Source organism: Streptomyces sp. NPDC002564 (assembly GCF_042889645.1).
GTDB lineage: Bacteria > Actinomycetota > Actinomycetes > Streptomycetales > Streptomycetaceae > Streptomyces.
Window position 1 is genome coordinate 1112812 of sequence record NZ_JBIARE010000001.1, and the last position, 22096, is coordinate 1134907.

At 72.5% G+C, this 22096-nt stretch carries 19 protein-coding genes; 14 read left to right on the forward strand and 5 right to left on the reverse strand.

Going from position 1 to position 22096, the window contains the following annotated elements; all coding sequences use genetic code 11:
• Positions 1 to 88 precede the first annotated feature (88 nt).
• The 5 genes from ACFYXE_RS05230 to ACFYXE_RS05250 all read left to right on the forward strand — a co-directional run bounded on the left by ACFYXE_RS05230 (position 89) and on the right by ACFYXE_RS05250 (position 6876).
• A complete protein-coding gene (locus ACFYXE_RS05230; protein WP_389308959.1) occupies positions 89 to 820 on the forward strand; it encodes a hypothetical protein in 732 nt (243 codons plus the stop codon).
• On the forward strand, positions 817 to 1506 hold the full coding sequence (locus tag ACFYXE_RS05235; RefSeq protein WP_389308961.1) for a DUF4166 domain-containing protein: 690 nt from the start codon (positions 817 to 819) through the stop codon (positions 1504 to 1506). Before ACFYXE_RS05230 ends, ACFYXE_RS05235 begins: the two co-directional genes overlap by 4 nt.
• Entirely contained in the window at positions 1503 to 2156 is a 654-nt protein-coding gene (locus ACFYXE_RS05240; RefSeq protein WP_361180963.1) for a TetR/AcrR family transcriptional regulator, read from the forward strand. Before ACFYXE_RS05235 ends, ACFYXE_RS05240 begins: the two co-directional genes overlap by 4 nt.
• A gap of 835 nt (positions 2157 to 2991) precedes the next feature.
• A complete protein-coding gene (locus ACFYXE_RS05245) occupies positions 2992 to 4905 on the forward strand; it encodes a glycosyltransferase family 2 protein (protein ID WP_389308964.1) in 1914 nt (637 codons plus the stop codon).
• Positions 4906 to 4908: 3 nt separating this feature from the next.
• Positions 4909 to 6876 (forward strand): galactose oxidase-like domain-containing protein, encoded by a 1968-nt coding sequence (locus ACFYXE_RS05250; RefSeq protein ID WP_389308966.1) that lies wholly within the window; start codon positions 4909 to 4911, stop codon positions 6874 to 6876.
• A gap of 36 nt (positions 6877 to 6912) precedes the next feature.
• On the opposite strand, the gene ACFYXE_RS05255 is transcribed toward ACFYXE_RS05250, so the two are convergent.
• Together ACFYXE_RS05255 and ACFYXE_RS05260 are read right to left on the reverse strand one after the other, a co-directional pair.
• Positions 6913 to 7938, reverse strand: coding sequence for a glycoside hydrolase family 6 protein (locus tag ACFYXE_RS05255; RefSeq protein WP_389308968.1), 1026 nt, complete (start codon positions 7936 to 7938; stop codon positions 6913 to 6915).
• Between the two features lie 78 nt (positions 7939 to 8016).
• A complete protein-coding gene (locus ACFYXE_RS05260; protein ID WP_389308970.1) occupies positions 8017 to 9018 on the reverse strand; it encodes a DUF5937 family protein in 1002 nt (333 codons plus the stop codon).
• Positions 9019 to 9100: 82 nt separating this feature from the next.
• Here ACFYXE_RS05260 and ACFYXE_RS05265 point away from each other — a divergent pair, with 82 nt between their 5' ends.
• From ACFYXE_RS05265 to ACFYXE_RS05285, 5 genes are all read left to right on the forward strand, one after another.
• Complete coding sequence (locus ACFYXE_RS05265; protein ID WP_389308972.1) at positions 9101 to 10447, forward strand: MFS transporter; 1347 nt, start codon at positions 9101 to 9103, stop codon at positions 10445 to 10447.
• A 10-nt stretch (positions 10448 to 10457) separates the two neighbouring features.
• Positions 10458 to 10970, forward strand: coding sequence for a MarR family transcriptional regulator (locus ACFYXE_RS05270; protein WP_361177939.1), 513 nt, complete (start codon positions 10458 to 10460; stop codon positions 10968 to 10970).
• Between the two features lie 85 nt (positions 10971 to 11055).
• Complete coding sequence (locus tag ACFYXE_RS05275) at positions 11056 to 11388, forward strand: DUF3817 domain-containing protein (RefSeq protein ID WP_361177941.1); 333 nt, start codon at positions 11056 to 11058, stop codon at positions 11386 to 11388.
• Between the two features lie 74 nt (positions 11389 to 11462).
• Positions 11463 to 13163 carry a methylmalonyl-CoA mutase gene (locus ACFYXE_RS05280; RefSeq protein WP_389308976.1) on the forward strand — a complete coding sequence of 567 codons (1701 nt, stop codon included), beginning with the start codon at positions 11463 to 11465 and terminating at the stop codon, positions 13161 to 13163.
• Positions 13164 to 13245: 82 nt separating this feature from the next.
• Positions 13246 to 14334 (forward strand): alpha/beta fold hydrolase, encoded by a 1089-nt coding sequence (locus ACFYXE_RS05285; RefSeq protein WP_389308978.1) that lies wholly within the window; start codon positions 13246 to 13248, stop codon positions 14332 to 14334.
• 45 nt (positions 14335 to 14379) lie between these two features.
• Here ACFYXE_RS05285 and ACFYXE_RS05290 read toward each other — a convergent pair whose 3' ends face one another.
• On the reverse strand, positions 14380 to 15777 hold the full coding sequence (locus tag ACFYXE_RS05290) for a sensor histidine kinase (RefSeq protein WP_389308980.1): 1398 nt from the start codon (positions 15775 to 15777) through the stop codon (positions 14380 to 14382).
• Positions 15774 to 16517: a response regulator transcription factor gene (locus tag ACFYXE_RS05295; RefSeq protein ID WP_389308982.1), complete on the reverse strand. Its 744-nt coding sequence runs from the start codon at positions 16515 to 16517 to the stop codon at positions 15774 to 15776. Before ACFYXE_RS05295 ends, ACFYXE_RS05290 begins: the two co-directional genes overlap by 4 nt.
• Positions 16518 to 16581: 64 nt before the next feature.
• Between ACFYXE_RS05295 and ACFYXE_RS05300 the strand changes: the two genes are divergently transcribed.
• On the forward strand, positions 16582 to 17772 hold the full coding sequence (locus ACFYXE_RS05300; protein ID WP_389308984.1) for a glycosyltransferase: 1191 nt from the start codon (positions 16582 to 16584) through the stop codon (positions 17770 to 17772).
• Entirely contained in the window at positions 17769 to 18785 is a 1017-nt protein-coding gene (locus ACFYXE_RS05305; RefSeq protein ID WP_361177954.1) for a GDP-mannose 4,6-dehydratase, read from the forward strand. The genes ACFYXE_RS05300 and ACFYXE_RS05305 overlap by 4 nt, the downstream gene beginning before the upstream one ends.
• A 15-nt stretch (positions 18786 to 18800) precedes the next feature.
• On the opposite strand, the gene ACFYXE_RS05310 is transcribed toward ACFYXE_RS05305, so the two are convergent.
• On the reverse strand, positions 18801 to 19433 hold the full coding sequence (locus ACFYXE_RS05310; protein ID WP_361177957.1) for a TetR/AcrR family transcriptional regulator: 633 nt from the start codon (positions 19431 to 19433) through the stop codon (positions 18801 to 18803).
• Positions 19434 to 19756: 323 nt separating this feature from the next.
• Here ACFYXE_RS05310 and ACFYXE_RS05315 point away from each other — a divergent pair, with 323 nt between their 5' ends.
• Both ACFYXE_RS05315 and ACFYXE_RS05320 read left to right on the forward strand, forming a co-directional pair.
• Positions 19757 to 20746, forward strand: a complete 990-nt coding sequence (locus ACFYXE_RS05315) for a tetratricopeptide repeat protein (protein ID WP_389308987.1) — start codon at positions 19757 to 19759, stop codon at positions 20744 to 20746.
• 666 nt (positions 20747 to 21412) lie between these two features.
• Positions 21413 to 22030: a DUF6230 family protein gene (locus tag ACFYXE_RS05320; protein WP_389308989.1), complete on the forward strand. Its 618-nt coding sequence runs from the start codon at positions 21413 to 21415 to the stop codon at positions 22028 to 22030.
• Positions 22031 to 22096 lie beyond the last annotated feature (66 nt).

Genomic DNA, 22096 nt, shown 5'->3' on the forward strand with positions numbered 1-22096 from the left:
ACCCCAACCCCATCTTGAGCGAGTGCTCAAAAATGCGTATCTTCTGTTTGAGCACTCGCTCAAATAGACGCTGACGTGGGGGTTTACCGTGAGCCTGTACATCGAGGCGCGGATCCATGCCGAACTCGACGACCTCTGGGCACGCACCCAGGAACCCGGCGCGCACCAGCGCTGGGACCTGCGCTTCACCGCGATCGACTACCTCCCGTGCCAGGAGGGCGAGCCGCAGCACTTCCGGTACGCCACGCGCGTGCTGCCCTTCCTGACCGTCGCCGGGACCGGCGTCTCCGCGGGGGAGAAGCGGCGGCCCGACGGCACCAGGACCTCCGCCCTGCGCTTCGCGTCCCCGCACCCGCTCTCCCTCCTCGCGGAGGGCAGCGGCTACTGGCGCTACGTACCCGGCGAGGACGGCATCCGCTTCGTCACCGGCTACGACTACCTGCCGCGCTGGGGCCGGCTCGGACGGCTCGCCGACCGCGTGCTCTTCCGCCCCCTCATGGGCTGGGCCACCGCCTGGTCCTTCGACCGCCTCCGGCTCTGGCTGGAGCGCGGCATCACCCCCGAGCGCGCCCGGTGGCACGCGATCGCGGAGGCCGTCGCCCGCCTCCTCTGCGTCGCCGCCGCGGTCACCTTCGTCCCCCTGCTGGCCCTGGCCACGGCGGCCCTGATGCTCGTCCTGCCGCCGCTGCCCACGACCCCGGCGGCCCGCCGCTGTCTGCGCACCCCGCCGAAACCCGCGCGCGCCCCGCGCATCCTCGACACCCTCGCCCGCCGTACGGCACCCGCGACCCGGACCCCTCTCGCCAAGGAGCACCCGTGAACCAGCCCGCGTCCATCTTCCGCACCGTCCTGGGCGCCGACTTCGACCGGCTGCACCCGCAGCTGCGGCGGCGGTTCTCCGTCGGCCTCGCGAGCGGCGAGGCGTGCACCGGCCGCGGCGTCATGGACCGCATCTGGCACGGCCGCGGCTTCGTCAAGCCGTTCCTCGCGGTCGGCGGCACCCGCAACATCCTCGTCCCGCGCCAGGGCAGGAACGTGCCCTTCGTCATCGAGAACGTGCCGTACGCCGACACGTACGGGCGTGAGACGGTGAGCTTCGTGCGCACCTTCGACCTGCCCGGCGGACCCCGCCGCTTCGACGCCCAGATGGTCCTGAGCCCCCAAGGCGACCGCGTGCTCGACTACCTCGGCACGCACCAGCACCTCGCCAGCGACCTGCACCTGCGGGCCGAGCCCGACGGCTCGCTGCTCATCCGCTCCGGGACGCACCGCTTCCGGGAGGGCCCGGTGGACTGCCGCGTCCCCGGCCTGATCGGCGGCGACGCCGAGGTGCGCGAGTCCTACGACGACGCGACGGGCCGCTTCCGCATCCGGGTGCGGGTCACCAACCGGCACTTCGGGCCGCTCTTCGGGTACGAGGGGTCCTTCAGGGCGACGTACAACGACGTCCGCGCCTGCGGCGTCCGGCCCGGACTGCGCCCGGTCCGCGAGGAGGCCCGCGCGTGAGTGCGGCCAAGGACCCCGCCAAGAGCCGGGAGACGCGGACCAAGCTGCTCGACGGGGCGCTGCGCACGCTCACCGAGCAGGGCATCGCCAAGGCGTCGGCGCGGAGCATCGCCGCGGCGGCGGGGGTCAACCAGGCCCTCGTCTTCTACCACTTCGGCTCCGTCGACGAGCTGCTCGCGGAGGCGTGCCGGCACGGGACGGAGCAGCGGGTCTCCCTCTACGGGGAGCGGCTCGCCGGGATCGGGTCCCTGTCCGAACTGCTCGCCTTCGGGCGGGAGATGCACGAGGCGGAGCGCGAGGCCGGGCACGTGGCCGTGCTCGGGCAGCTGCTCGCCGGGGCGCAGACGCAGCCCCGGCTCGCCGCGGCGACGGCGGCCGGGCTCGCCCTCTGGATCGAGGAGATCGAGAAGGTCCTGGTCCGGGTGCTGTCCGGGTCGCCGCTCGGGGAGTTCGTGGATCCCGAGGGGCTCGCCAGGGCGGTGGCGGCGTCCTTCGTGGGGATGGAGCTGTACGAGGGGGTCGATGCGGAGGGTACGGAGCGGGCGCTCGCTGCGCTGGACCAGCTGTCGGTCCTCGTCACGGCCGTCGAGGACCTCGGGCCTCTCGCGCAGCGGGCCGTCCGCCATCGGCTGCGCCGGGCTGGGGCGTAGGCCTCGCGCCGTCTCCCTCATGGCCCCGGGGGCGGGCGGGGGTTTCTCCCCGGTCCCGTCTGCGGGCTCGAACAGCCCCGCCGCTGCGCGGCGGATCTCTCCCACCCACCCACCCGTTCACCCCGAACCGCCCTGCGGGAGTAGGAGCAGGTCTCTCCCACCCACCCACCCGTTTGCCCCGCGCCGTGCGGCGTGAGTAGGAGCGGGTGGGTCCCGCCTCACGACGGGCGGGGACGGGGGCGGGGGGAGTACTGCGCTCGTGCCGGGCGGGGGGGGAGGTGGATGGGGCTCGCCTCGTACCGGGCGGGGGGTGCTACCTCATGCCGGGTGGGTGGGCCTGCCCTCGTGCCGGACGGGGGCGGGTACTGGCCTCGTGTTCGGCGTGGGGGCGGTGGGGCTCGCCTCGTGCCGGGTGGGTACTGCCTCATGCCGGGCGGGGGATGCGGAGGGGCTCACCTCGTGCCGGGAGCGGGAGCGGGGGCGGATGGGCATGGCCCCATGCTGGGTGGGGGCGGGTGGGTGGGGAAATCCCCCCACCCCTCCGGTCGAGGGGACTTACGGGGGACAGCCCCCACCGGGCCGCACCCGCACGCGAGACGCGAGGGGACGTGGGGGTATGTGCGCACGGAGCACCGAGCGCACCATGGCGTCTTTGTTCGTGCAGCGGGGCGCAGGGATAGCGAGTACGCACATACCCCCGCGGCCCCGCCCCACGAACCGAGCCGGGGCGCCCCGCCCAAGGCGCCCCCGCCCGCAACCCCGGCAAATCCGCCCACCATAAAACCCCTCGCACGGGCGAACCCCGTTCGACACGCCGACAAATCTCCCTTTTTGTATGGGTATCGGCTCGTTCGATCACCAGAACCTGGAGGGCGCTGTGCGGCAGCCGGACGGCTACGACTACGAGACCCACAGCACGCTCGCCGGACCGCTCACAGAGCCGGACGGCGAAGGCGGCAGTGGCGCGGGAACGTCGGGAACGTACCGCGTCCAGTACCGCAAGCTCCTCTCCGGCGAGCCCCACCGAATACGCGCCGTACTCCTGATGACCCTGGCCCCCGTGCTCACGGGCATCCTGCTCGTCTACCTCGTCTGGCCCACCCACTGGACCGAACGCGAGGGCGCCGACCGCTGGCTGATCGGCCTGGACATCACGATGCTCGTGGCGATCGGCCTGATCGAGCTCTTCATGCTCGTCAACGTCATATCGATCGCCCACGCCACGATGGTGGCGAGGGACCCGATCCCCGTCTTCCCCGAGGCCGGCACCCGCGTCGCCTTCCTCACCACGTACGTGCCCGGCAAGGAGCCCCTCTCCATGGTCCGGGCGACCCTCGAGGGCGCCGTCCGGATACACCACCCGGGCCCCCTGGACGTCTGGCTCCTGGACGAGGGGGACGGCCCCGAGGCGAAGGCCCTCTGCGAGGAGCTCGGGGTGCGGCACTTCACCCGCAACGGCATCGCCGAGTGGAACCGCAAGAAGGGCCCGCACAAGGCCCGCACCAAGCACGGCAACTACAACGCCTGGCTGGCGATGCACCACGCGGACTACGACTTCTTCGCGTCCGTCGACACCGACCACGTCCCGCTCCCCAACTTCCTGGAGCGGATGATGGGTTACTTCCGCGACCCGGACGTCGCCTTCGTCGTGGGACCGCAGGTCTACGGCAACTACACGACCCCGGTCACCAAGGCGGCCGAGTCGCAGCAGTTCCTCTTCCACGCGCTGATCCAGCGCGCGGGCAACCGCTACCGCGCCCCCATGTTCGTGGGCACGAACAACGTCGTACGGATCAGCGCGCTGACCCAGATCGGCGGCCTGCACGACTCGATCACCGAGGACATGGCGACGGGCTTCGAGCTGCACCGCCACCGCAACCCCGCGACCAGGCGGCACTGGCGCTCGGTCTACACCCCGGACGTGCTGGCCGTCGGCGAGGGCCCGGCCTCCTGGACGGACTTCTTCACCCAGCAGATGCGCTGGTCGCGCGGCACCTACGAGACGCTGTTCAAGCAGTATTGGAAGGCACCGTTCACGATGCCGCCCGGCCGCCTCTTCTCGTACTCGCTGATGCTCGTGTACTACCCGATGACGGCGGTGAACTGGCTGCTCGGCATCCTGAGCTGCGTCCTGTTCCTGTGGTTCGGGGCCAGCGGCACGCAGGTCGCCGCATCCGTGTGGCTGATGCTCTACAGCGACGCGGCGGCCCTCCAGGTCGGCCTCTACCTCTGGAACCGGCGGCACAACGTGTCCCCGCACGAGCCGGAGGGCTCCGGAGGCCTCGCGGGCATGGGGATGTCGGCGCTCTCCGCGCCGATCTACGCCAAGTCGCTCGGCGCGGCCCTCCTGCGCCGCCCCAGCCGCTTCGTGGTCACGCCCAAGGGCGGCGACGCGAGCCCCGACCGGCTCCTGACCTTCCGCATCCACCTGTTCTGGGCGGCGGTGCTGATCAGCTCGCTGGTCGCCTCCTTCGTCCTGGGCCACACGCACGTGGCGATGCGCACCTGGGCGGTCCTCGCGCTGGTCATCTCGCTGGCACCGGTGGCCATCTGGAGCGGCACGCTGGTCAGGGAGCGCAAGGCGCGCAAGACGGCCCGGCGGGAGACGGCGGGGCTGCGGGGCGCGGAGGGCGAGAGCGGAGCCCACGGCGGAAGCGGTGGAAACGGCGGAAACGGCGGAGACGGCAAGAGCACAGAGGGCGAGCCCGCGCCCGCCTTCGCCACCGGCACGACGACAGGAGGGAACTGACCCATGGCCTACCGCCCCTCGAAGCGCACCAGGAAGACCCTCTTCGGAGTCGGCGCCGGCGTCCTCCTCGTGGGACTCAACGCGCCCGCCGCGCTCTCCTTCGCCGAGGAGCAGTACTACGCGTACAAGATCTCGCGGCCCGGCTACAAGGCCAAGTACGGCTCCTGGAAGCAGATCGACATCCCCGAGGAGTTCCGTACCAACGCCATCCACGCCGCGCTGCTGCACACCGGCAAGGTGCTGATCGTCGCCGGATCGGGCAACGAGCAGAAGAAGTTCGACGCCGGGTCGTTCGACACCGTCCTGTGGGACCCGGCCAAGAACACCTTCAAGAAGATCGCCACGCCCGAGGACTTCTTCTGTTCCGGGCATGCCCAACTCCCCGACGGACGCCTTCTCGTGGCGGGCGGGACCGCGCGCTACGAGCTCCTCGACGGCGAGGTGGACCGGGCCGGCGGCGGCATGCGGGTGAAGAACGAGAACCCGGACAAGCCGGTGGTCCTCAAGAAGGGCACCACGTTCCGCTCGCCGTCCGGGATCGAGTACCGCAGCAAGTTCGACGTCGAAGTGCCCCGCGCCAAGCGGGACTTCGAGATCACGTACTCCAAGTCCGGTGTGATGCAGCCCTGGAAGACGAAGGTCAAGGCGAGCGAGATGCGCGTCTTCGTCGAGGCGGTCGAGCCGGGCGAGCAGTCGGTCACCGAGAAGTCCGCGCAGTACGAGATCGAGGGCCTGACCGGTGAGGAGGCCGACAACACGTACGGCATCGCCGAGAAGATCGACATGGAGAAGCAGGACTTCCAGGGGATCAAGGCGGCGTACGAGTTCGACCCGAAGGCCGAGAAGTACGTCCCCGTCGACCCGATGGCGAAGGCCCGCTGGTACCCGACGCTCGTCGGCCTGGCGGACGGCAAGGTGCTCGCGGTGTCCGGTCTGGACGACGTGGGTGTCATCGACCCGGGCGACAACGAGATCTACGACCCGAAGACGAAGAAGTGGACGGACGGTCCCAAGCGGTACTTCCCGACCTATCCCGCGCTCTTCCTCACCAAGGGCGGCAAGCTCTTCTACCCGGCCTCGAACGCGGGTTACGGACCGGCCGACAAGGGCCGCGAGCCGGGTCTGTGGGATCTGAAGACGAACAAGTTCGACAAGGTCCCGGGTCTGGAGGACCTCGACCAGACCGAGACGTCCGCGTCCGTGCTGCTGCCGCCCGCGCAGGACCAGAAGGTGATGATCATGGGTGGCGGGGGAGTGGGCGAGTCCGAGAAGGCGACCCGGCGCACGGCCGTGATCGACCTCAAGGAGGACAGCCCCTCATTCAAGACCGGGCCCGAACTCCCGCAGGGCACGCGCTACCTGAACAGCGTGCTGATGCCGGACGACTCGGTGTTCACCGCCAACGGCTCCGGCGACTACCGGGGGCGCAGTTCCAGCAACATCCTCAAGGCGCAGTTCTACGACCCCAAGAGCAACGCCTTCCGGGACGCGGCCTCGCCCAAGGTGGGCCGCAACTACCACTCCGAGGCGCTGCTGCTGCCCGACGGCCGGGTCGCCACCTTCGGCTCCGACCCGCTCTACGACAACGAGCAGAACACCAAGCTCGGCCATTTCGAGCAGCGCATGGAGATCTTCACGCCGCCCGCACTGCACAAGGGCGGTGCACGGCGCCCGGTGCTCGGCGAGGGTCCCGAGCGGATCCCGGCGAACGGCCGCGCGACGTTCCGCACCGACGACCCCGGGAGCATCGCGTCGGCCCGCCTGATGCGGCCGAGCGCGGTGACGCACACGACCGACGTCGAGCAGCGCTCGATCGCCCTGGGGGTCAGCAAGGGCAAGGGGTCGGTGACGGTGGACGTGCCGCGCGGCGACGCGGCGCTGGTGCCGCCCGGCTGGTACATGCTGTTCGTCACGGACCGGGACGGCACGTCGTCCGAGGCGAAGTGGGTCCACGTCGGCGAGGGCGGCTGACCGGCGCGCGCACGCCCGGGCCGCCCCCGCCCGCGGTCAGGCGGCCCGGGCGTTGCGGGCGAGGCCCAGCGCGTAGTCGGGCCACCACTGCCCGGCCGCCGGGCCGCCCCGGCACGGGCCGTCCGAGTCGCCGGGCCGCTTGATCCACAGGACGGCGTCGAGCAGCGGGTCGCCCGTGCGGTCGGTGGGCGGGGTGCCGAGGCCGCGTCCCGGCGGGTTGCACCAGGCGTCCTGGCGGTCGCCGGCCAGCGGGCCCTTGCCGTTGCGGCTGGTGTCCATGACGAAGTGCTTGCCGCCGACCGTGCCGGCCAGCGTGCGGCCGTACGCCTTGGTCGTCCCGTCGCTCTGGAAGTTGGAGACGTTCAGCGAGAAGCCGTCGGCCTGTGCGACGCCCGCCTTCTGGAGCGGCTCGGTGAGCTTGCCGGCGTCGGAGATCCAGCCGGGGTTGCCGGCGTCGAGGTAGACCTTGACCTTCGGCTGCTGCTTGAGCCGCTGGATCGCCTCGGAGAGCAGTTGGTAGCGGTCCGCGTGGTACTCGGCCGGGGTGCAGCCGTCCACGATGTGCGGGATCGCGTCGGGCTCCAGGACGACCAGGGCGGGCGCGTCACCGATGGCCCGCGCGAAGGCGTCCACCCAGTTCCGGTAGGAGTCGGCGCTGCCCGCGCCGCCCGCGGAGTGCTGGCCGCAGTCGCGGTGCGGGATGTTGTAGGCGACGAGGACCGCGGTGCGGCCCGCCTTCGCCGCGCCCCCGGTGGCCTCGTCGATGTCGGGGGCCGGGTCGTCCCCGGCCGGCCACACCGCCATGGGCTGTTCGGAGATGCGCTTGAGCGCCTGGGCGTCCCCTTCCCTGCCCTGCTCCTGCCACTGCCTGACCTGGCGGGCGGCGGGGCTGTCGGGGTCGACCCAGAAGGCGCCCCGGGGCGGCGGGGTGGCGTCGGTGGAGGGGCCGCGCACGGCGGACGTGTCCGTGGTGCCGGACCCGGAGTCCGAGGAGCAGCCCGTCGGGAGCCCGAGGGCGGCGAGGGCCGCGAGGGCCGTGAACGTGCGGAGCAGCCGGTGCATCCAGCCCCCTTGGGCGACGGTGACGGTGACGGTGGTGACAGTGACGGTCAGTCAGCCCGGCAATCGTTACATAAAGGACTAATCGCGCCCTTGTGCCACACCGCCCCCGGTGCCGAGCGCGATGCCCAGCGGCGTGCACTCGTAGAACACCTGGTGTCCGTAGCGCCGCGACACCAGCAGGCCCGCGTCCCGCAGCGCCCCCAGGTGCGCCGACACCGAGGACGGCGCGAGCCCGAGCCGGTGCGCGAGCCCCGTGGTGGTGGCGGGCGCGTCGAGCGCGGCGAGGACGCCGGCCCGGCCGCGGCCGAGGAGCCGTACGAGCGCCTCGGGGGCACGGTCGCCCGGCTCGGCCCACAGGCCCGCGATGCCCCGCACCGGATAGGCGATCGTCGGCTGCCACGGCGGGTCGAAGCCGCTGATCACGTCCGGCCAGGAGAAGACGCTCGGGATCAGGACGAGCCCCTGCCCCGACAGGTGCCGCACGTGCTCGTCCCGCCACTCGACGGTCAGCGTCCCCGCGTCCCACGTCAGCCGGTGGTCGAGCTCGGGGAGCAGCCCGCCGAGGCCCACCTGGGCGAGCCGCCGCGAGTGGAAGGCGACGTCGGCCTCCAGGAGGGCGCGCAGCCGCGGCCAGTCCGGTTCGATCAGGGCGTGCCAGGCCGCGGTCATGTCGTCCGCGAGGTCCTGGACGGCGGCGGCCGGGTCGGCGAGCAGGGCGCGGCCCTTCGGGGACTCGGCGGCGCCCGGGGTGCAGGCGAGCGCCCGCGCCATGTCGTCCGCCGCGGCGGCGGGGTCGGACGCCCGGACGGCCGCGATCTCCTCGTCGAAGCGGGCCGCGGGACCGATCGGCGGCGGCCCGAGGAAGTCGGGGGAGTGGCCGCGCCGGGGCATCAGGAGCCACAGCCCGGAGAGGTCGAGGCCGCGGCTCGCCGCACGGATCCGGCGCAGCCACCGCGGGTGGTAGGCGTGGCGCTCGGGCCGCTTGAGGGTGCGGACGGCCTCCTGGGTCTCCCACAGCGGCGACACCGCGAACCGGCAGCGCAGCAGGTCGTCCTGCCCGAAGTGGATATGAAACGGCACGGGCCCTCCGGGAGCGGGCGGCGAAGATTCGGCTGGGCCCGAAACTTTAGGGCGCCGCCCCGTCCCGCGCCAGGCTCCCCCCATGCCCGCCACGAACCCCATGCCCGCCACGAACCCCATGCCCGCCACGGACCCAGCGCCCGCCGACCCCACCGGATACACCCGCGTCTTCGCCGTGCGCGAGTTCCGCGCCGTCTTCGCCGCGCACTCGCTCTCGCTGCTCGGCGTCGTCGTCAGCGAGATCGCGCTGACCGTGCTGGTCTACGGGCTCACCGGGTCGCCGCTGCTCAGCGCCCTGACCTTCGCGCTCGGCATGCTCCCGTACCTGGTGGGCGGGACCCTCCTGGCGGGCATCGCGGACCGGTACCCGCCCCGGCGGGTGCTCGTCGTCTGCGACGTGGTGTGCGCCGGGTGCGCGGGACTCATGGCGCTGCCCGCCACCCCCGTCGCCGGACTGCTCGCGCTGCGCTGCGCCATCGCGCTCGTCGCGCCGGTCTTCAACGGCACGCGGATGGCGACCCTCACCGACATCCTCGGCGACGGCGACCTGTTCGTGCTCGGCCGCTCCCTGCTGCGGATCGTCTCGCAGAGCTCCGTGCTGGTGGGCTTCGGCCTCGGCGGGGTGCTGCTCACCGTCGTGAGCCCGCGCGGGGCGCTGGTCATCACCGTCTGCACGTTCGCGGTGTCGGCGGTGCTGCTGCGGTGCGGGACGCGGCGGCGGCCCGCGCGCGGGGGCGGGGGCGGCGCGCTGGTGCGGTACTCGCTGGGCGGCGCCCGGCAGGTCCTGGGCGACCGGCGGGTGCGGGCCCTGCTGCTGCTCTTCTGGGTGCCCCCGATGTTCCTGGTCGCCCCGGAGGTGCTCGCCGCGCCCTACGCGGACGAGATCGGCGTCGGCGTCGCGGGGGTCGGCCTGCTCATGTGCGCCCTGCCGGTGGGCACCATCGCGGGTGAGCTGTACGCGGGCTCGGCGCTGTCCGCGCACGGCCGCGCCCGCATCGTGCTGCCGCTCGCCTGCCTCACCCTGGTGCCGCTCCTGGCGTACGCGCTCACGCCGGGCCTGCTCCTCGCGCCGGCCGTCCTCGCGCTGGCCGGCGCCGGATCCGCGTACACGCTGGGCCTGGACCGCTGGTTCGTCGACGCCGTGCCCGACGGGCTGCGGGGGCGCGCGATGACCGTGCACACGGCGGGCCTGATGACGCTCCAGGGCGTCGGCATGGCGCTGGCCGGACTGGCCGCCGAGTTCTTCGCGGTGAGCACGGTCGTCACGGGCGCCGGGGCCCTCGGCACGGTGTGCTGTCTGCTCCTCGCGCGGGAGGTGCGGCGCACGCGGGTCCCGGCCGGGGGCGCCCGGGTCCGTACCGGAAAGCGCCGGAGGGAACGTACGCCCGAATTGCGAGACGGGGCTGACCAGCATATGACCGGCGGGTAAGGTCGATGCCGTGCCGAAGCCGCTCAGCCTCCCCTTCGATCCGATCGCCCGCGCCGACGAGCTCTGGAAGCAGCGCTGGGGGTCGGTCCCGGCCATGGGAGCGATCACCTCGATCATGCGCGCGCACCAGATCCTGCTCGCCGAGGTCGACGCGGTCGTCAAGCCGTACGGACTGACCTTCGCGCGCTACGAGGCGCTGGTGCTGCTGACGTTCTCGCAGGCCGGCGAGTTGCCGATGTCGAAGATCGGCGAGCGTCTGATGGTGCACCCGACGTCGGTCACCAACACCGTGGACCGCCTGGTGAAATCCGGCCTGGTCGCCAAGCGCCCGAATCCGAACGACGGGCGCGGCACGCTCGCCTCCATCACCGGGAAGGGCCGCGAGGTCGTCGAGGCGGCCACCCGCGAGCTGATGGCGATGGACTTCGGGCTCGGGGTGTACGACGCCGAGGAGTGCGCGGAGATCTTCGCGATGCTCCGGCCGCTGCGGGTGGCCGCGGAGGACTTCGAGGACCAGGGCTGAGGCCCGGCGCCGCGGGCCGAGGCGTGCGTCACGCCGCCCCGGGGCCGTGTCCGCGGGGGTTCGCGGGACGGTTACGCTCGTAGCCATGAAATCCAGCGTCCTGACCCGCTACCGGGTGATGGCCTACGTCACCGCCGTCATGCTCCTGATCCTGTGCGCCTGCATGGTGGCCAAGTACGGCTTCGAGAAGGGCGAGGGCCTGACGCTCGTCGTCTCGCAGGTCCACGGCGTGCTGTACATCATCTACCTGATCTTCGCCTTCGACCTGGGGTCCAAGGCGAAGTGGCCCTTCGGCAAGCTCCTGTGGGTGCTGGTCTCCGGCACGATCCCGACGGCCGCGTTCTTCGTCGAGCGCAAGGTCGTCCGCGAGGTCGAGCCGCTGATCGCCGACGGCGCCCCGGCCGCGGCCAAGGCGTAACACCCGCCGCCACGGGCAAGCCCGTGGCGGTTTCCCATCGACAGTTACTAGGACGTCCTAGTAAATTCGACAACATGGACGCTGACGCGATCGAGGAAGGCCGCCGCCGCTGGCAGGCCCGTTACGACAAGGCCCGCAAGCGCGATGCGGACTTCACCACGCTCTCCGGCGATCCGGTCGAGCCCGTCTACGGGCCCCGGCCCGGCGACTCGTACGACGGCTTCGAGCGGATCGGCTGGCCCGGGGAGTACCCCTTCACGCGCGGGCTCTACCCGACCGGCTACCGCGGCCGGACCTGGACCATCCGCCAGTTCGCGGGCTTCGGCAACGCCGAGCAGACCAACGAGCGCTACAAGATGATCCTGGCCAACGGCGGCGGCGGCCTCTCCGTCGCCTTCGACATGCCGACCCTCATGGGCCGCGACTCCGACGACCCGCGCTCGCTCGGCGAGGTCGGGCACTGCGGCGTCGCCATCGACTCCGCCGCCGACATGGAGGTCCTCTTCAAGGACATCCCGCTCGGCGACGTGACGACGTCCATGACGATCAGCGGGCCCGCCGTGCCGGCCTTCTGCATGTACCTCGTCGCCGCCGAGCGCCAGGGCGTCGACCCGGGCGTCCTGAACGGCACGCTGCAGACGGACATCTTCAAGGAGTACATCGCCCAGAAGGAGTGGCTCTTCCAGCCCGAGCCGCACCTGCGCCTCATCGGCGACCTCATGGAGCATTGCGCGCGCGACATCCCCGCGTACAAGCCGCTCTCCGTCTCCGGCTACCACATCCGGGAAGCCGGGGCGACGGCCGCGCAGGAGCTCGCCTACACCCTCGCGGACGGCTTCGGGTACGTGGAGCTCGGCCTCTCGCGCGGGCTCGACGTCGACGTCTTCGCGCCGGGGCTCTCCTTCTTCTTCGACGCGCACCTCGACTTCTTCGAGGAGATCGCCAAGTTCCGCGCCGCCCGCCGCATCTGGGCGCGCTGGCTGCGCGACGTCTACGGCGCGCGGACCGACAAGGCGCAGTGGCTGCGCTTCCACACCCAGACCGCCGGCGTCTCGCTCACCGCGCAGCAGCCCTACAACAACGTCGTGCGCACCGCGGTCGAGGCGCTCTCCGCGGTCCTCGGCGGCACCAACTCCCTGCACACCAACGCCCTCGACGAGACCCTCGCGCTGCCCAGCGAGCAGGCCGCCGAGATCGCGCTGCGCACCCAGCAGGTGCTCATGGAGGAGACCGGCGTCGCCAACGTGGCCGACCCGTTGGGCGGTTCCTGGTACGTCGAGCAGCTCACCGACCGCATCGAGGCGGACGCCGAGAAGATCTTCGAGCAGATCAAGGAGCGCGGCCGGCGCGCCCACCCGGACGGGCAGCACCCGATCGGCCCGATCACCTCGGGCATCCTGCGGGGCATCGAGGACGGCTGGTTCACCGGCGAGATCGCCGAGTCCGCCTTCCAGTACCAGCAGTCCTTGGAGAAGGGCGACAAGCGGGTCGTCGGCGTCAACGTCCACCACGGCTCGGTCACCGGCGACCTGGAGATCCTCCGCGTCAGCCACGAGGTCGAGCGCGAGCAGGTGCGCGAGCTCGGCGGGCGCAAGGAGCGGCGCGACGACGCGCGCGTGCGGTCCTCGCTCGACGCGATGCTGGCCGCCGCCCGCGACGGGTCCAACATGATCGGACCGATGCTGGAGGCCGTGCGCGCCGAGGCGACCCTCGGCGAGATCTGCGGAGTCCTGCGGGACGAATGGGGCGTATACACCGAACCGCCCGGCTTCTGACGGCGGCCGAAAAAGACAGGTGTGATTCCCCGGGGGCTGGGTAGGCGCGGCCGGTCAGCCGCCCCAGCCCCTGGAGTCACCCTTGAGCTCGACCGGCCACGCCCGTACCGCCGCCATCGCCATCGGAGCCGCGACCGTCACCGTCCTCGGTGCGTTGTTCGTCGCCGACGGCGAGAGCAGCGCGAGCCCCCCGACCGAGCCCAAGGTCCAGGACACGTTCGACTCGCTGGGCGCCGAGGTGCGTGCCGCCGAGCTGTCCGACGGGCGGACCGCGCACTACTCCGACACCGGCAACAAGCACGGCAAGCCCGTCCTGTTCATCGGCGGCACCGGCACCAGCGCCCGCGCCTCGCACATGACGGACTTCTTCCGCACCACCCGCGAGGACCTCGGCCTGCGGTTCATCTCCGTGGAGCGCAACGGCTTCGGCGACACCGCGTACGACAAGAACCTCGGCAAGGCCGACTACGCGAAGGACACCCTGGAGGTCCTCGACCGGCTCGGCGTCGACGACGTCTCCGTGATCGCGATATCCGGCGGCGGCCCCTACGCCGCCGAGCTCGCCGCGAAGGCCCCCGGGCGCATCTCCCAGCTCCACCTCGCCGCCGCCCTGCCGCCGGTCGGTCCCCGGCCCGAGTACTGCGGCCTCTCCGACGACGCGCTGACCGCCGCCGTCAAGGACCAGATCAAGGACCCGCGCACCTGGTGGGCCTTCCCCGACGACAGCCCCGTCAAGTCGATCCCGGGCTTCGCCGACACCGCGTACGAAGAGGGCGCGCGCACCTACAACCAGCGCGGCCAGCAGGCCGACCCGGCACCCCAGGTGCACGAGCAGCGGCTGTACTGCGAGCGCCCCGGCCCCGACCTCTCCGGCCTCGACGCGCCCGTCTACCTCTACGGCGGCAAGAAGGACACCACCGTGCCGCCCGCCACCCTCAAGACGTGGCAGGACGCGCTGCCCGGCAAGGAGAAGGTCCGCACGTACGCCGACTCCGGGCACGACGTGCAGTACCGGCACTGGGACCAGATCCTGGTCGACCTGGCCGGGCACGGCGACCGCACGGTGATCTGCAAGGGCGGCACGACGCGCGTCCTGGCCGCGGGCGAGGCCGACCGGCTCCTGGCCAAGGGCAAGGCCACGCTCGGCAGCTGCGCCTGGAAGAAGAAGTAGCGCCCCCGTCGCGCACGGCGGCGCCCCCGCCGCGCGCGGCCGTGGTCAGGGCGCGGGCAGCGTGAGGCGGAACTGCGCGCCGCCGCCCGGCGCCCGCTCCGCCGTCAGCTCCGCCTTGTGCGCGTGCGCGATCTGCCGGGCCATCGCGAGACCCAGGCCCGAGCCCGGCAGGGCGCGGGCCTTCTCCGCGCGGTAGAACCGGTCGAAGACGTACGGCAGGTCCTCCTCCGCGATGCCGGGCCCGTGGTCGCGCACGGTCAGCGCGGCGCCGGTCAGCGAGACCTCGACGGGCGCGCCCGCCGGGCTGAACTTGGCCGCGTTGTCCAGGAGGTTGGTGAGCAGCCGGGACAGCCGTGCCGGTACGCCGGGGACGCTGAGGTCCACCGCCTCCGGCGCCACCCGCAGCGCGAACGGCACGGCCGGCCAGTGCTCGCGCGCCGCGTCCACCGCGTGGGCGGTCAGCGGGGCGAGGCGCACCTCCTCCAGGAGCGGCTGCGGCTCCTCGTCCCTGGCCAGCTCGATCAAGTCGTTGACCAGACCGGTGACTTCGCGCAGCTGACGGCCCAGCGCCCCGGACGCCCGCTCGCGCTGCGCGTCCGTCAACCGGTCCGCCCTGGCCAGGAGTTCGGCGTTCGTGCGCAGCGCCGTCAGCGGCGTGCGCAGCTCGTGCGACGCGTCGGCGACCAGCCTGCGGCGGGCCGCCACCGACTCCTCGAGCTCGGCGAGCATCGTGTTGAACGTCGTGGCCAGGCGCGTGACCTCGTCCTGGTGACCGGCCCGCCCCGGCGGCTCCGGCGGCAGCTCGATGCGGTGGCGGGCGTCCCGGGTCGCCGCGATGCGCTCGGCCGTCGCGGTCAGCCGCGTGATCGGCGCGAGCCCGGTGCGCGAGACCCAGTAGCCGCCGACCGCGGAGAGCAGCACACCGGCGCCGCCCACCGCCGAGAGCAGCGACGCGGCCTGGCTGACCCCGCGCTCGGCGATGTCGGCGCGCAGCGCGACCTGGACGGCGTCCCCGTCGCCGTACGACGTCGTGTACATCCGCGTCGGCTTCCCGTGCAGCGTCAGGCTCGTGTAGTACGGGGCCGCCTGCCGGGCGGCGACCTTGCGGGTCTCCCCGGTCACCGGCAGCAGATAGGGCTCGGCCGGGTCGTCCGCCGCGTCGGCGGGGACGATCTGGGAGCAGGCGGGGGCGCCCAGGTAGCGGCACTCGCCGGTGACGACACCCGGCTCGGTGTCGTAGTGCCGCTGCTGCGCGATGAGCGTCGCCGACTGGGCGAGGTTCTGGTCGAGCTGCTGGTAGAGCTTGTAGCGGATCACGAAGAACGCGGCGGCGCACACCCCGATCGCCACCAGCGCCACCGCCGCCGCGGCCGCCACCGCCAGGCGGGTGCGCAGCGGCCTGCGGCGCCGCCAGCGCGTGCCGAGCCTGCGCCGCGCGCTCACGGGGAGCCCAGCCGGTAGCCGACGCCGTGCACCGTGTGGACCAGCCGCGGCTCGCCGCCCGACTCCAGCTTGCGCCGCAGATACCCCACGTACACCGCGAGGGAGTTGGAGTCCGGGCCGAAGTCGCGGCCCCACACCGTCTGCTGGATCAGCTCGCGCGGCAGCACCTGCCCCGCGTTGCGCAGCAGCAGTTCGAGCAGCACCGCCTCCGTACGGCTGAACTCCACCCGGCGCCCGCCGCGCCGTCCGGTACGCGTCGCCGGGTCCAGGACCAGATCGCCGTACGCCAGGTCGTCGGGGTCGTCCGCGGCCCGCTCCGCCGTCGCCCGGCGCAGCAGCGCCCGCACCCGGGCCACCAGCTCGTCCAGCGCGAACGGCTTGACCAGGTAGTCGTCGGCGCCCGCGTCCAGGCCGTCCACCCGCTCGCTCACCGAGTCCAGCGCGGTCAGCACGAGCACCGGGGTGCGGTCGCCCGCGGCGCGCAGCTGACGGCACACCGCGAGGCCGTCCATGACCGGCATCAGCACGTCCAGGACCACCAGGTCCGGTTCCCAGCGGGCCACCGCCGTCAGCGCGCGGTGGCCGTCCGCCGCGCCCCGCACCCGGTGCCCCTCGATCGTCAGGGCGTCCTCGACGGCGGCCCGCACCTCCGGGTCGTCGTCGACGACGAGGATCTTGTGCGGGACGGGCTCACCCGCACCCGGCGGACCGCCCCTGCTGGTCGGGCTCGCGAAGCTCATGCACCAAAGGTGCCAAACGCGGCTCTTAAAACCCTCTTAGACCCTCGCGTGAAGCTCCACTGCCATGCGAACCACTCACTCCGACCGCGCCGCCGCCCCGGGCCGCGCCGGGCTCTCCGTCGTGATCGGCGCGGGCGGCACCGGTGGCCACATCTACCCGGGCCTCGCCCTCGCCGACGCGCTGCGCCGGGCCGTGCCCGGGGCGGTGATCTCCTTCGTCGGCACCGAGCGGGGCCTGGAGACCCGGCTGATACCGGACGCCGGGTACCGCCTGCACACCGTCGACATGATCCCCTTCGACCCCTCGCTCGGCGCCCGCCGCTATCTGCTGCCCGCCGCCCTGATGAAGTCCGGCGCCCAGTGCCGGGCCATCCTGCGCGCCCAGGGCGCACAGGTCGCCGTCGGCATGGGCGGCTACCCCAGCGCCCCCGTCATCGTCGGCGCCCGGATGGCGGGGCTGCCGAGCCTCATCCACGAGTCCAACGCCGTGCCGGGCCGCGCCAACCGGTTCGCCGCCCGGCTCACCCCGAACATCGCCGTCGCCTTCGACCGCAGCCGCGCCCACCTGCCGGGCGGCGGGCGCGCGCACACCACCGGGATGCCGATCGCCGCGCCGCTCGCCGCGCTCGACCGGGCCGCGCTGCGCGACGAGGCCCGGCGCTCGCTCGGCGTGCCGCCGGGCGCCCGCCTCGTGCTGTTCAACGGCGGCAGCCTGGGCGCGGCCCGCCTCACCGAGGCCGCGGTCGGTCTCGCCGCCCGCTGGCAGGGCCGCGCGGACGTGCACCTCCTCATCAAGACCGGGCCCGCCGCCCTGGAGGAGACCCGCGCCCGGCTCGCCTTCGAGGGCGGCGACGCCGTCGCCCGCGCCGTCCCCTACCTGGACCGCATGGACCTCTCCTACGCCGCCGCCGACCTCGTCGTGTGCCGGGCCGGCTCCGCGACCGTCGCCGAACTGGCCGCCACCGGCGTCCCCGCCGTCCTCGTGCCCTACCCGCACGCGCCCGGCGACCACCAGACCCACAACGCCCGCGTCCTGTCCGACGCCGGCGCGGGCGTCCTGCTGCCCGACGCCGAGACCACCGCGGACCGCCTCGCCCAGCTGGTCGGCCCGCTCCTCGCGGACCCGGCGCGGCTGGCCGCGATGAGCGGCGCCGCCGACCCGGGCCCGCACGCCCGCGCCGCCGACCTGCTCGCCGAGCAGGTCCTGCGCCTCGCCCGCACCACCCCTCACCTGGATCACCTGGAGTACGCATGAACACCACCGCAGCCGCACCGGACACCTTCTCCTGGCAGCACCGCACCGTCCTGGTCACGGGTGCCGAGGGCTTCATCGGCTCGACCCTCGTCGACCTGCTGCTCGACGCGGGCGCCACGGTCCGCGCCTTCGTGCACTACAAGCCGTACGCGGAGAAGGGGCACCTGGCCCACCTCATCGGCGACCCGCGGGTCGAGATGATCGCGGGGGACGTCCGGGACCCGGGGCGCGTGATGGACGCGGTCGCCGGGTGCGACACGGTCTTCCACCTCGCCGCGCTGATCGGCATCCCGTACTCGTACGACTCCCCGGGCGCCTACGTCCAGACGAACGTGGTCGGCACCGAGAACGTCGCCGAGGCGTGCCGCAGGCACTCCGTGCGGCGGCTCGTCCACACGTCCACGAGCGAGGTGTACGGGACCGCGCTGACCGCGCCGATCGCCGAGTCGCACCCGCTCCAGCCGCAGTCGCCGTACTCGGCGTCGAAGATCGGCGCCGACATGATGGCGCTGTCGCACTGGCACGCCTTCGAGCTGCCGGTGACGGTGGTCCGGCCCTTCAACACGTACGGCCCGCGGCAGTCGGCGCGCGCCGTGATCCCCACGATCCTCGCCCAACTCCACGCGGGCGCCCGGGAGATCAAGCTCGGCTCGCTGACGCCCACGCGGGACTTCACGTACGTCACGGACACGGCGCGGGGCTTCCTGGCGATGGCGGTCGCCGACCGGGCGCTCGGCCATGCGGTGAACCTCGGCGTGGGGCGGGAGATCTCCATCGGCGACCTCGCCGACGCGCTGATCGAGGCGTCCGGGCGGGAGGCGTCCGTGGTCGTCGACCCGGCGCGGCTGCGGCCCTCGGGGAGCGAGGTCGAGCGGCTCCTTTCGGACAACTCGCGGGCGCGGGAGTGGGCCGGCTGGGAGCCGGAGGTCTCCCTCGCCGAGGGGCTCAAGCTCACCTCCGCGTGGGTCGCGGAGAACCTGGACCTGTTCGCGCCCTCGCGCTACCAGGTGTGACCTTCGGCAGGAGCCTCAGCCCTGGCCCGCTGCCGCCGCCAGGCCGCCCAGGAGGAGGAGGGTGAAGCTGCGGGCCCAGTCCTCGTCCACCGGTTCCGCGCTGACCAGGGCGCGGTGCACCACCGCGCCGGCGATCACGTCGAAGATGAGGTCGGCGGTGCGGCCCGCCGCCGACGGGTCGGACTCGGCGGGGAGTTCACCGCGGTCCTGGGCGCGGGAGCGGCCCTGGAGGACCAGGCGTTTCTGCCGGTCGACGATGGACGCGCGGATGCGGTCGCGCAGCGGCTCGTCCGTCGTCGACTCGGCCACCACCGCCATCAGGGCCGTCTTCGTCTCGGGGCGGTTGAGCAGGGCCGCGAACTGCAGCACCACGCCCTCGATGTCGGCCGCGAGGCTGCCCCGGTCCGGCAGCTCCAGCTCGTCGAAGAGCTCCGCCACCGCGTCCACGACCAGCTCGCTCTTGCCCGCCCAGCGCCGGTACAGCGTCGTCTTGGCGACGCCCGCGCGGGTGGCGACCGCGCCGAGGGTCAGCTTGGACCAGCCGAGCTCGACGAGCCCCTGCCGGGTCGCCTCCAGGATCGCGGCGTCGGCGGTCGCGCTGCGCGGACGGCCGCCGGTGCGGGAGGGCGGAGTGGTGCGGCTCTGCATTCCGCGACCATACCGGCCAGTACGGAGCGGTTCGGGGTGCCGAGTGAGCGAGATCACCGGCAGGCGTCTCCCCGCGCCGGATGCCGGACAGTTACGCTACGACCCGTAGCGAAAGCTCCGGGGTGGCGGACGGCGCACCTCTTTCACCCAGGAGCGAAAGCGCACGAGAGACAACCACGCAGCACGACCACGGCACGGGGTGGGGACCCCGGGCCAACCAGCGGTCCTCCTCGGGACCTTGAACCAGCCCACTGCGGCCCCGCAATCCGGCGGGGGGCCGAAGCCGGGCGCGGTTCCCGCACGGCTTGGGGGAGGATGTACTCATGCAGCCACGGAACATGTCCATGAGCGGTGTCGTCGACCTCGCCGCGGTGAAGGCGGCCCAGGAGGCCAAGGCCAAGGCGGAGCAGGCGCGCGCCGAAGCGGCCCGGCAGGGCGGGGGCGCGGCGGGCGCCGCGATCTCCCCGGCCTCACTCGTCATCGATGTCGACGAGGCGGGCTTCGAGCGCGAGGTCCTGCAGCGCTCCAACGAGGTACCGGTCGTCATCGACTTCTGGGCCGAGTGGTGCGAGCCGTGCAAGCAGCTGAGCCCCCTTCTGGAGCGGCTCGCGCAGGAGTACAACGGCCGTTTCCTCCTTGCCAAGATCGACGTCGACGCCAACCAGATGCTGATGCAGCAGTTCGGGGTCCAGGGGATCCCGGCCGTCTTCGCGGTGGTGGCCGGACAGGCCCTGCCGCTCTTCCAGGGGGCCGCCCCCGAGGCGCAGATCCGCCAGACCCTGGACCAGCTCATCCAGGTCGGCGAGGAGCGCTTCGGCCTGACCGGCCTGGTGGTCGACGCCGACGGCCAGGGTCAGGGCCAGGAGGCCCCGGCGGCGCCCGAGGTGCCGGCCGGTCCGCACGACGCGCTGCTCGAAGCGGCCGTCCAGGCCTTGGACGCGGGCGATCTGGGCGGTGCCGTGCAGGCGTACAGGAACGTGCTCAGCGACGATCCGGCCAACACGGAGGCCAAGCTCGGCCTCGCCCAGGCCGAGCTGCTGCTGCGCGTGCAGGGTCTGGACGCGCAGGTGGTCCGCAAGGACGCCGCCGACAGGCCGGCCGACGTCGCGGCGCAGATCGCCGCCGCCGACCTGGATCTGGTGGGCGGTCATGTCGAGGACGCCTTCGGGCGGCTCATCGACACCGTGCGGCGCACGGCCGGCGACGACCGGGATGCCGCGCGGGTGCGCCTGCTCGAACTCTTCGAGGTGGTGGGCGGGGAGGACCCGCGGGTGAACGCCGCGCGCACCTCGCTCGCCCGGGTGCTCTTCTGACCCCTGCGTGACCTCCGGCCGGTTCGTCCCCGGCCGTCCGGCTGACCAGTCCCTAAACGCAGGGGCCTGTGATGCCGAGGTGAAAAGTCTGTCCCCAGGACGCAACAGCGGTCGCACTTTGCCAAAACTTGGCAAATGCGGCCGCTGTTACTTGGAGTAAGACAGCGGCTTCCTTCTGGGCGCATTCGCCCGCCCATGTCCCGTTCTGTTCCGACCCGTTGGGCCACCGTCCGTACCCGACCGATACCGCGCGGTCGCGCTTCGGTTATCCGGCCGTTACTAGCGAGTAACGAACCCCCTTGTGCGGGGGCCGAGAATGCACCACGATCGGCCACGCTCGGTCCGATGACCCGCAGCCCGACAGCCAATCGGGAGCGGGGTTTCTGGGTCCCCACCGAGCAGGCCGGTGACGCCGTCGCCGGTCTTGGACAGGGGGGTCTCTGCCGTCCCGGCAGGGCCTGTCCGTGCGGTCGTGCGTGATGCGTCAGGCGCGACCAGTGGTTGTCGCTCGGGGGTGATCGCCGGTGAAGTGTGGTGCGGTTGCGCGCCTCCGATGCGGGCGCTCTCCTTCCCGAGGACGTAGCACTTCTCCCATCCCTGCCCGGCTGAGCCGCCCCAAGGGGAGCAGTCAGGGCCGGAGATGTACGTCCGAGAAGGAGGAAAGTCATGGAGTCCGTGGCTCGTGGCGGAACCAGATGGAAGCGGTTCGCCGTGGTCATGGTGCCGAGCGTCGCGGCGACTGCCGCGATAGGCGTCGCCCTGTCCCAGGGTGCGCTCGCGGCATCGTTCAGTGTGTCCGGTCAGCAGTTCAAGGTGACCGCAAAGGAGCTCAAGGGTACGGGATTCGTCCAGTACGGAGCCCTTGACAGCGGCAAGTCGGGTGCCCACCCGGTGGCCGTCGTCGGTCTCGACGAGGCCACGATCACCAATCTCTGCCAGTCGGTGGTCGTGCCGGTCCCGGTCTTCGGCGATGTGTCGATGACCCTCAAGGCCGGTGGCGAGGGTGGCCCGAAGGTCAAGGCCAAGAAGCTCTACATCGATGCCGACGACCTGAAGGCCAACGCGACCTTCAACAAGGTCGACATCGGTGTCTCGGTCGACCAGACCACCAAGGGCCCGGGTCCGGCGAAGGGCGACAAGTACGCCCCGGACTCGTTCGCGCAGCAGGCGGAGTCGGTGAAGTTCACCGATGTTCAGCAGCGTGCGTGGGCGACCACCGCCGGCACCTTCAAGCTCTCTGGCCTGGGCATGTCGGTCAAGAAGGGCAAGCACGAGTGCTACTAGGGCAGTTGATGCCCTAGCGGGTCGCGACAGGCGGCCCGGTGCGCACTCGATGCGATGAGAACGGCC

Bases quoted from the DNA above. Each gene is read 5' to 3' on its own strand.
- ACFYXE_RS05300 (WP_389308984.1), top strand. From the start codon at position 16,582: ATGCGAACCACTCACTCCGACCGCGCCGCCGCCCCGGGCCGCGCCGGG.
- ACFYXE_RS05315 (WP_389308987.1), top strand. From the start codon at position 19,757: ATGCAGCCACGGAACATGTCCATGAGCGGTGTCGTCGACCTCGCCGCG.
- ACFYXE_RS05265 (WP_389308972.1), top strand. From the start codon at position 9,101: ATGCCCGCCACGAACCCCATGCCCGCCACGAACCCCATGCCCGCCACG.
- ACFYXE_RS05250 (WP_389308966.1), top strand. From the start codon at position 4,909: ATGGCCTACCGCCCCTCGAAGCGCACCAGGAAGACCCTCTTCGGAGTC.
- ACFYXE_RS05310 (WP_361177957.1), bottom strand. From the start codon at position 19,433: ATGCAGAGCCGCACCACTCCGCCCTCCCGCACCGGCGGCCGTCCGCGC.
- ACFYXE_RS05280 (WP_389308976.1), top strand. From the start codon at position 11,463: ATGGACGCTGACGCGATCGAGGAAGGCCGCCGCCGCTGGCAGGCCCGT.
- ACFYXE_RS05295 (WP_389308982.1), bottom strand. From the start codon at position 16,517: ATGAGCTTCGCGAGCCCGACCAGCAGGGGCGGTCCGCCGGGTGCGGGT.
- ACFYXE_RS05275 (WP_361177941.1), top strand. From the start codon at position 11,056: ATGAAATCCAGCGTCCTGACCCGCTACCGGGTGATGGCCTACGTCACC.
- ACFYXE_RS05320 (WP_389308989.1), top strand. From the start codon at position 21,413: ATGGAGTCCGTGGCTCGTGGCGGAACCAGATGGAAGCGGTTCGCCGTG.
- ACFYXE_RS05255 (WP_389308968.1), bottom strand. From the start codon at position 7,938: ATGCACCGGCTGCTCCGCACGTTCACGGCCCTCGCGGCCCTCGCCGCC.
- ACFYXE_RS05305 (WP_361177954.1), top strand. From the start codon at position 17,769: ATGAACACCACCGCAGCCGCACCGGACACCTTCTCCTGGCAGCACCGC.
- ACFYXE_RS05245 (WP_389308964.1), top strand. From the start codon at position 2,992: ATGGGTATCGGCTCGTTCGATCACCAGAACCTGGAGGGCGCTGTGCGG.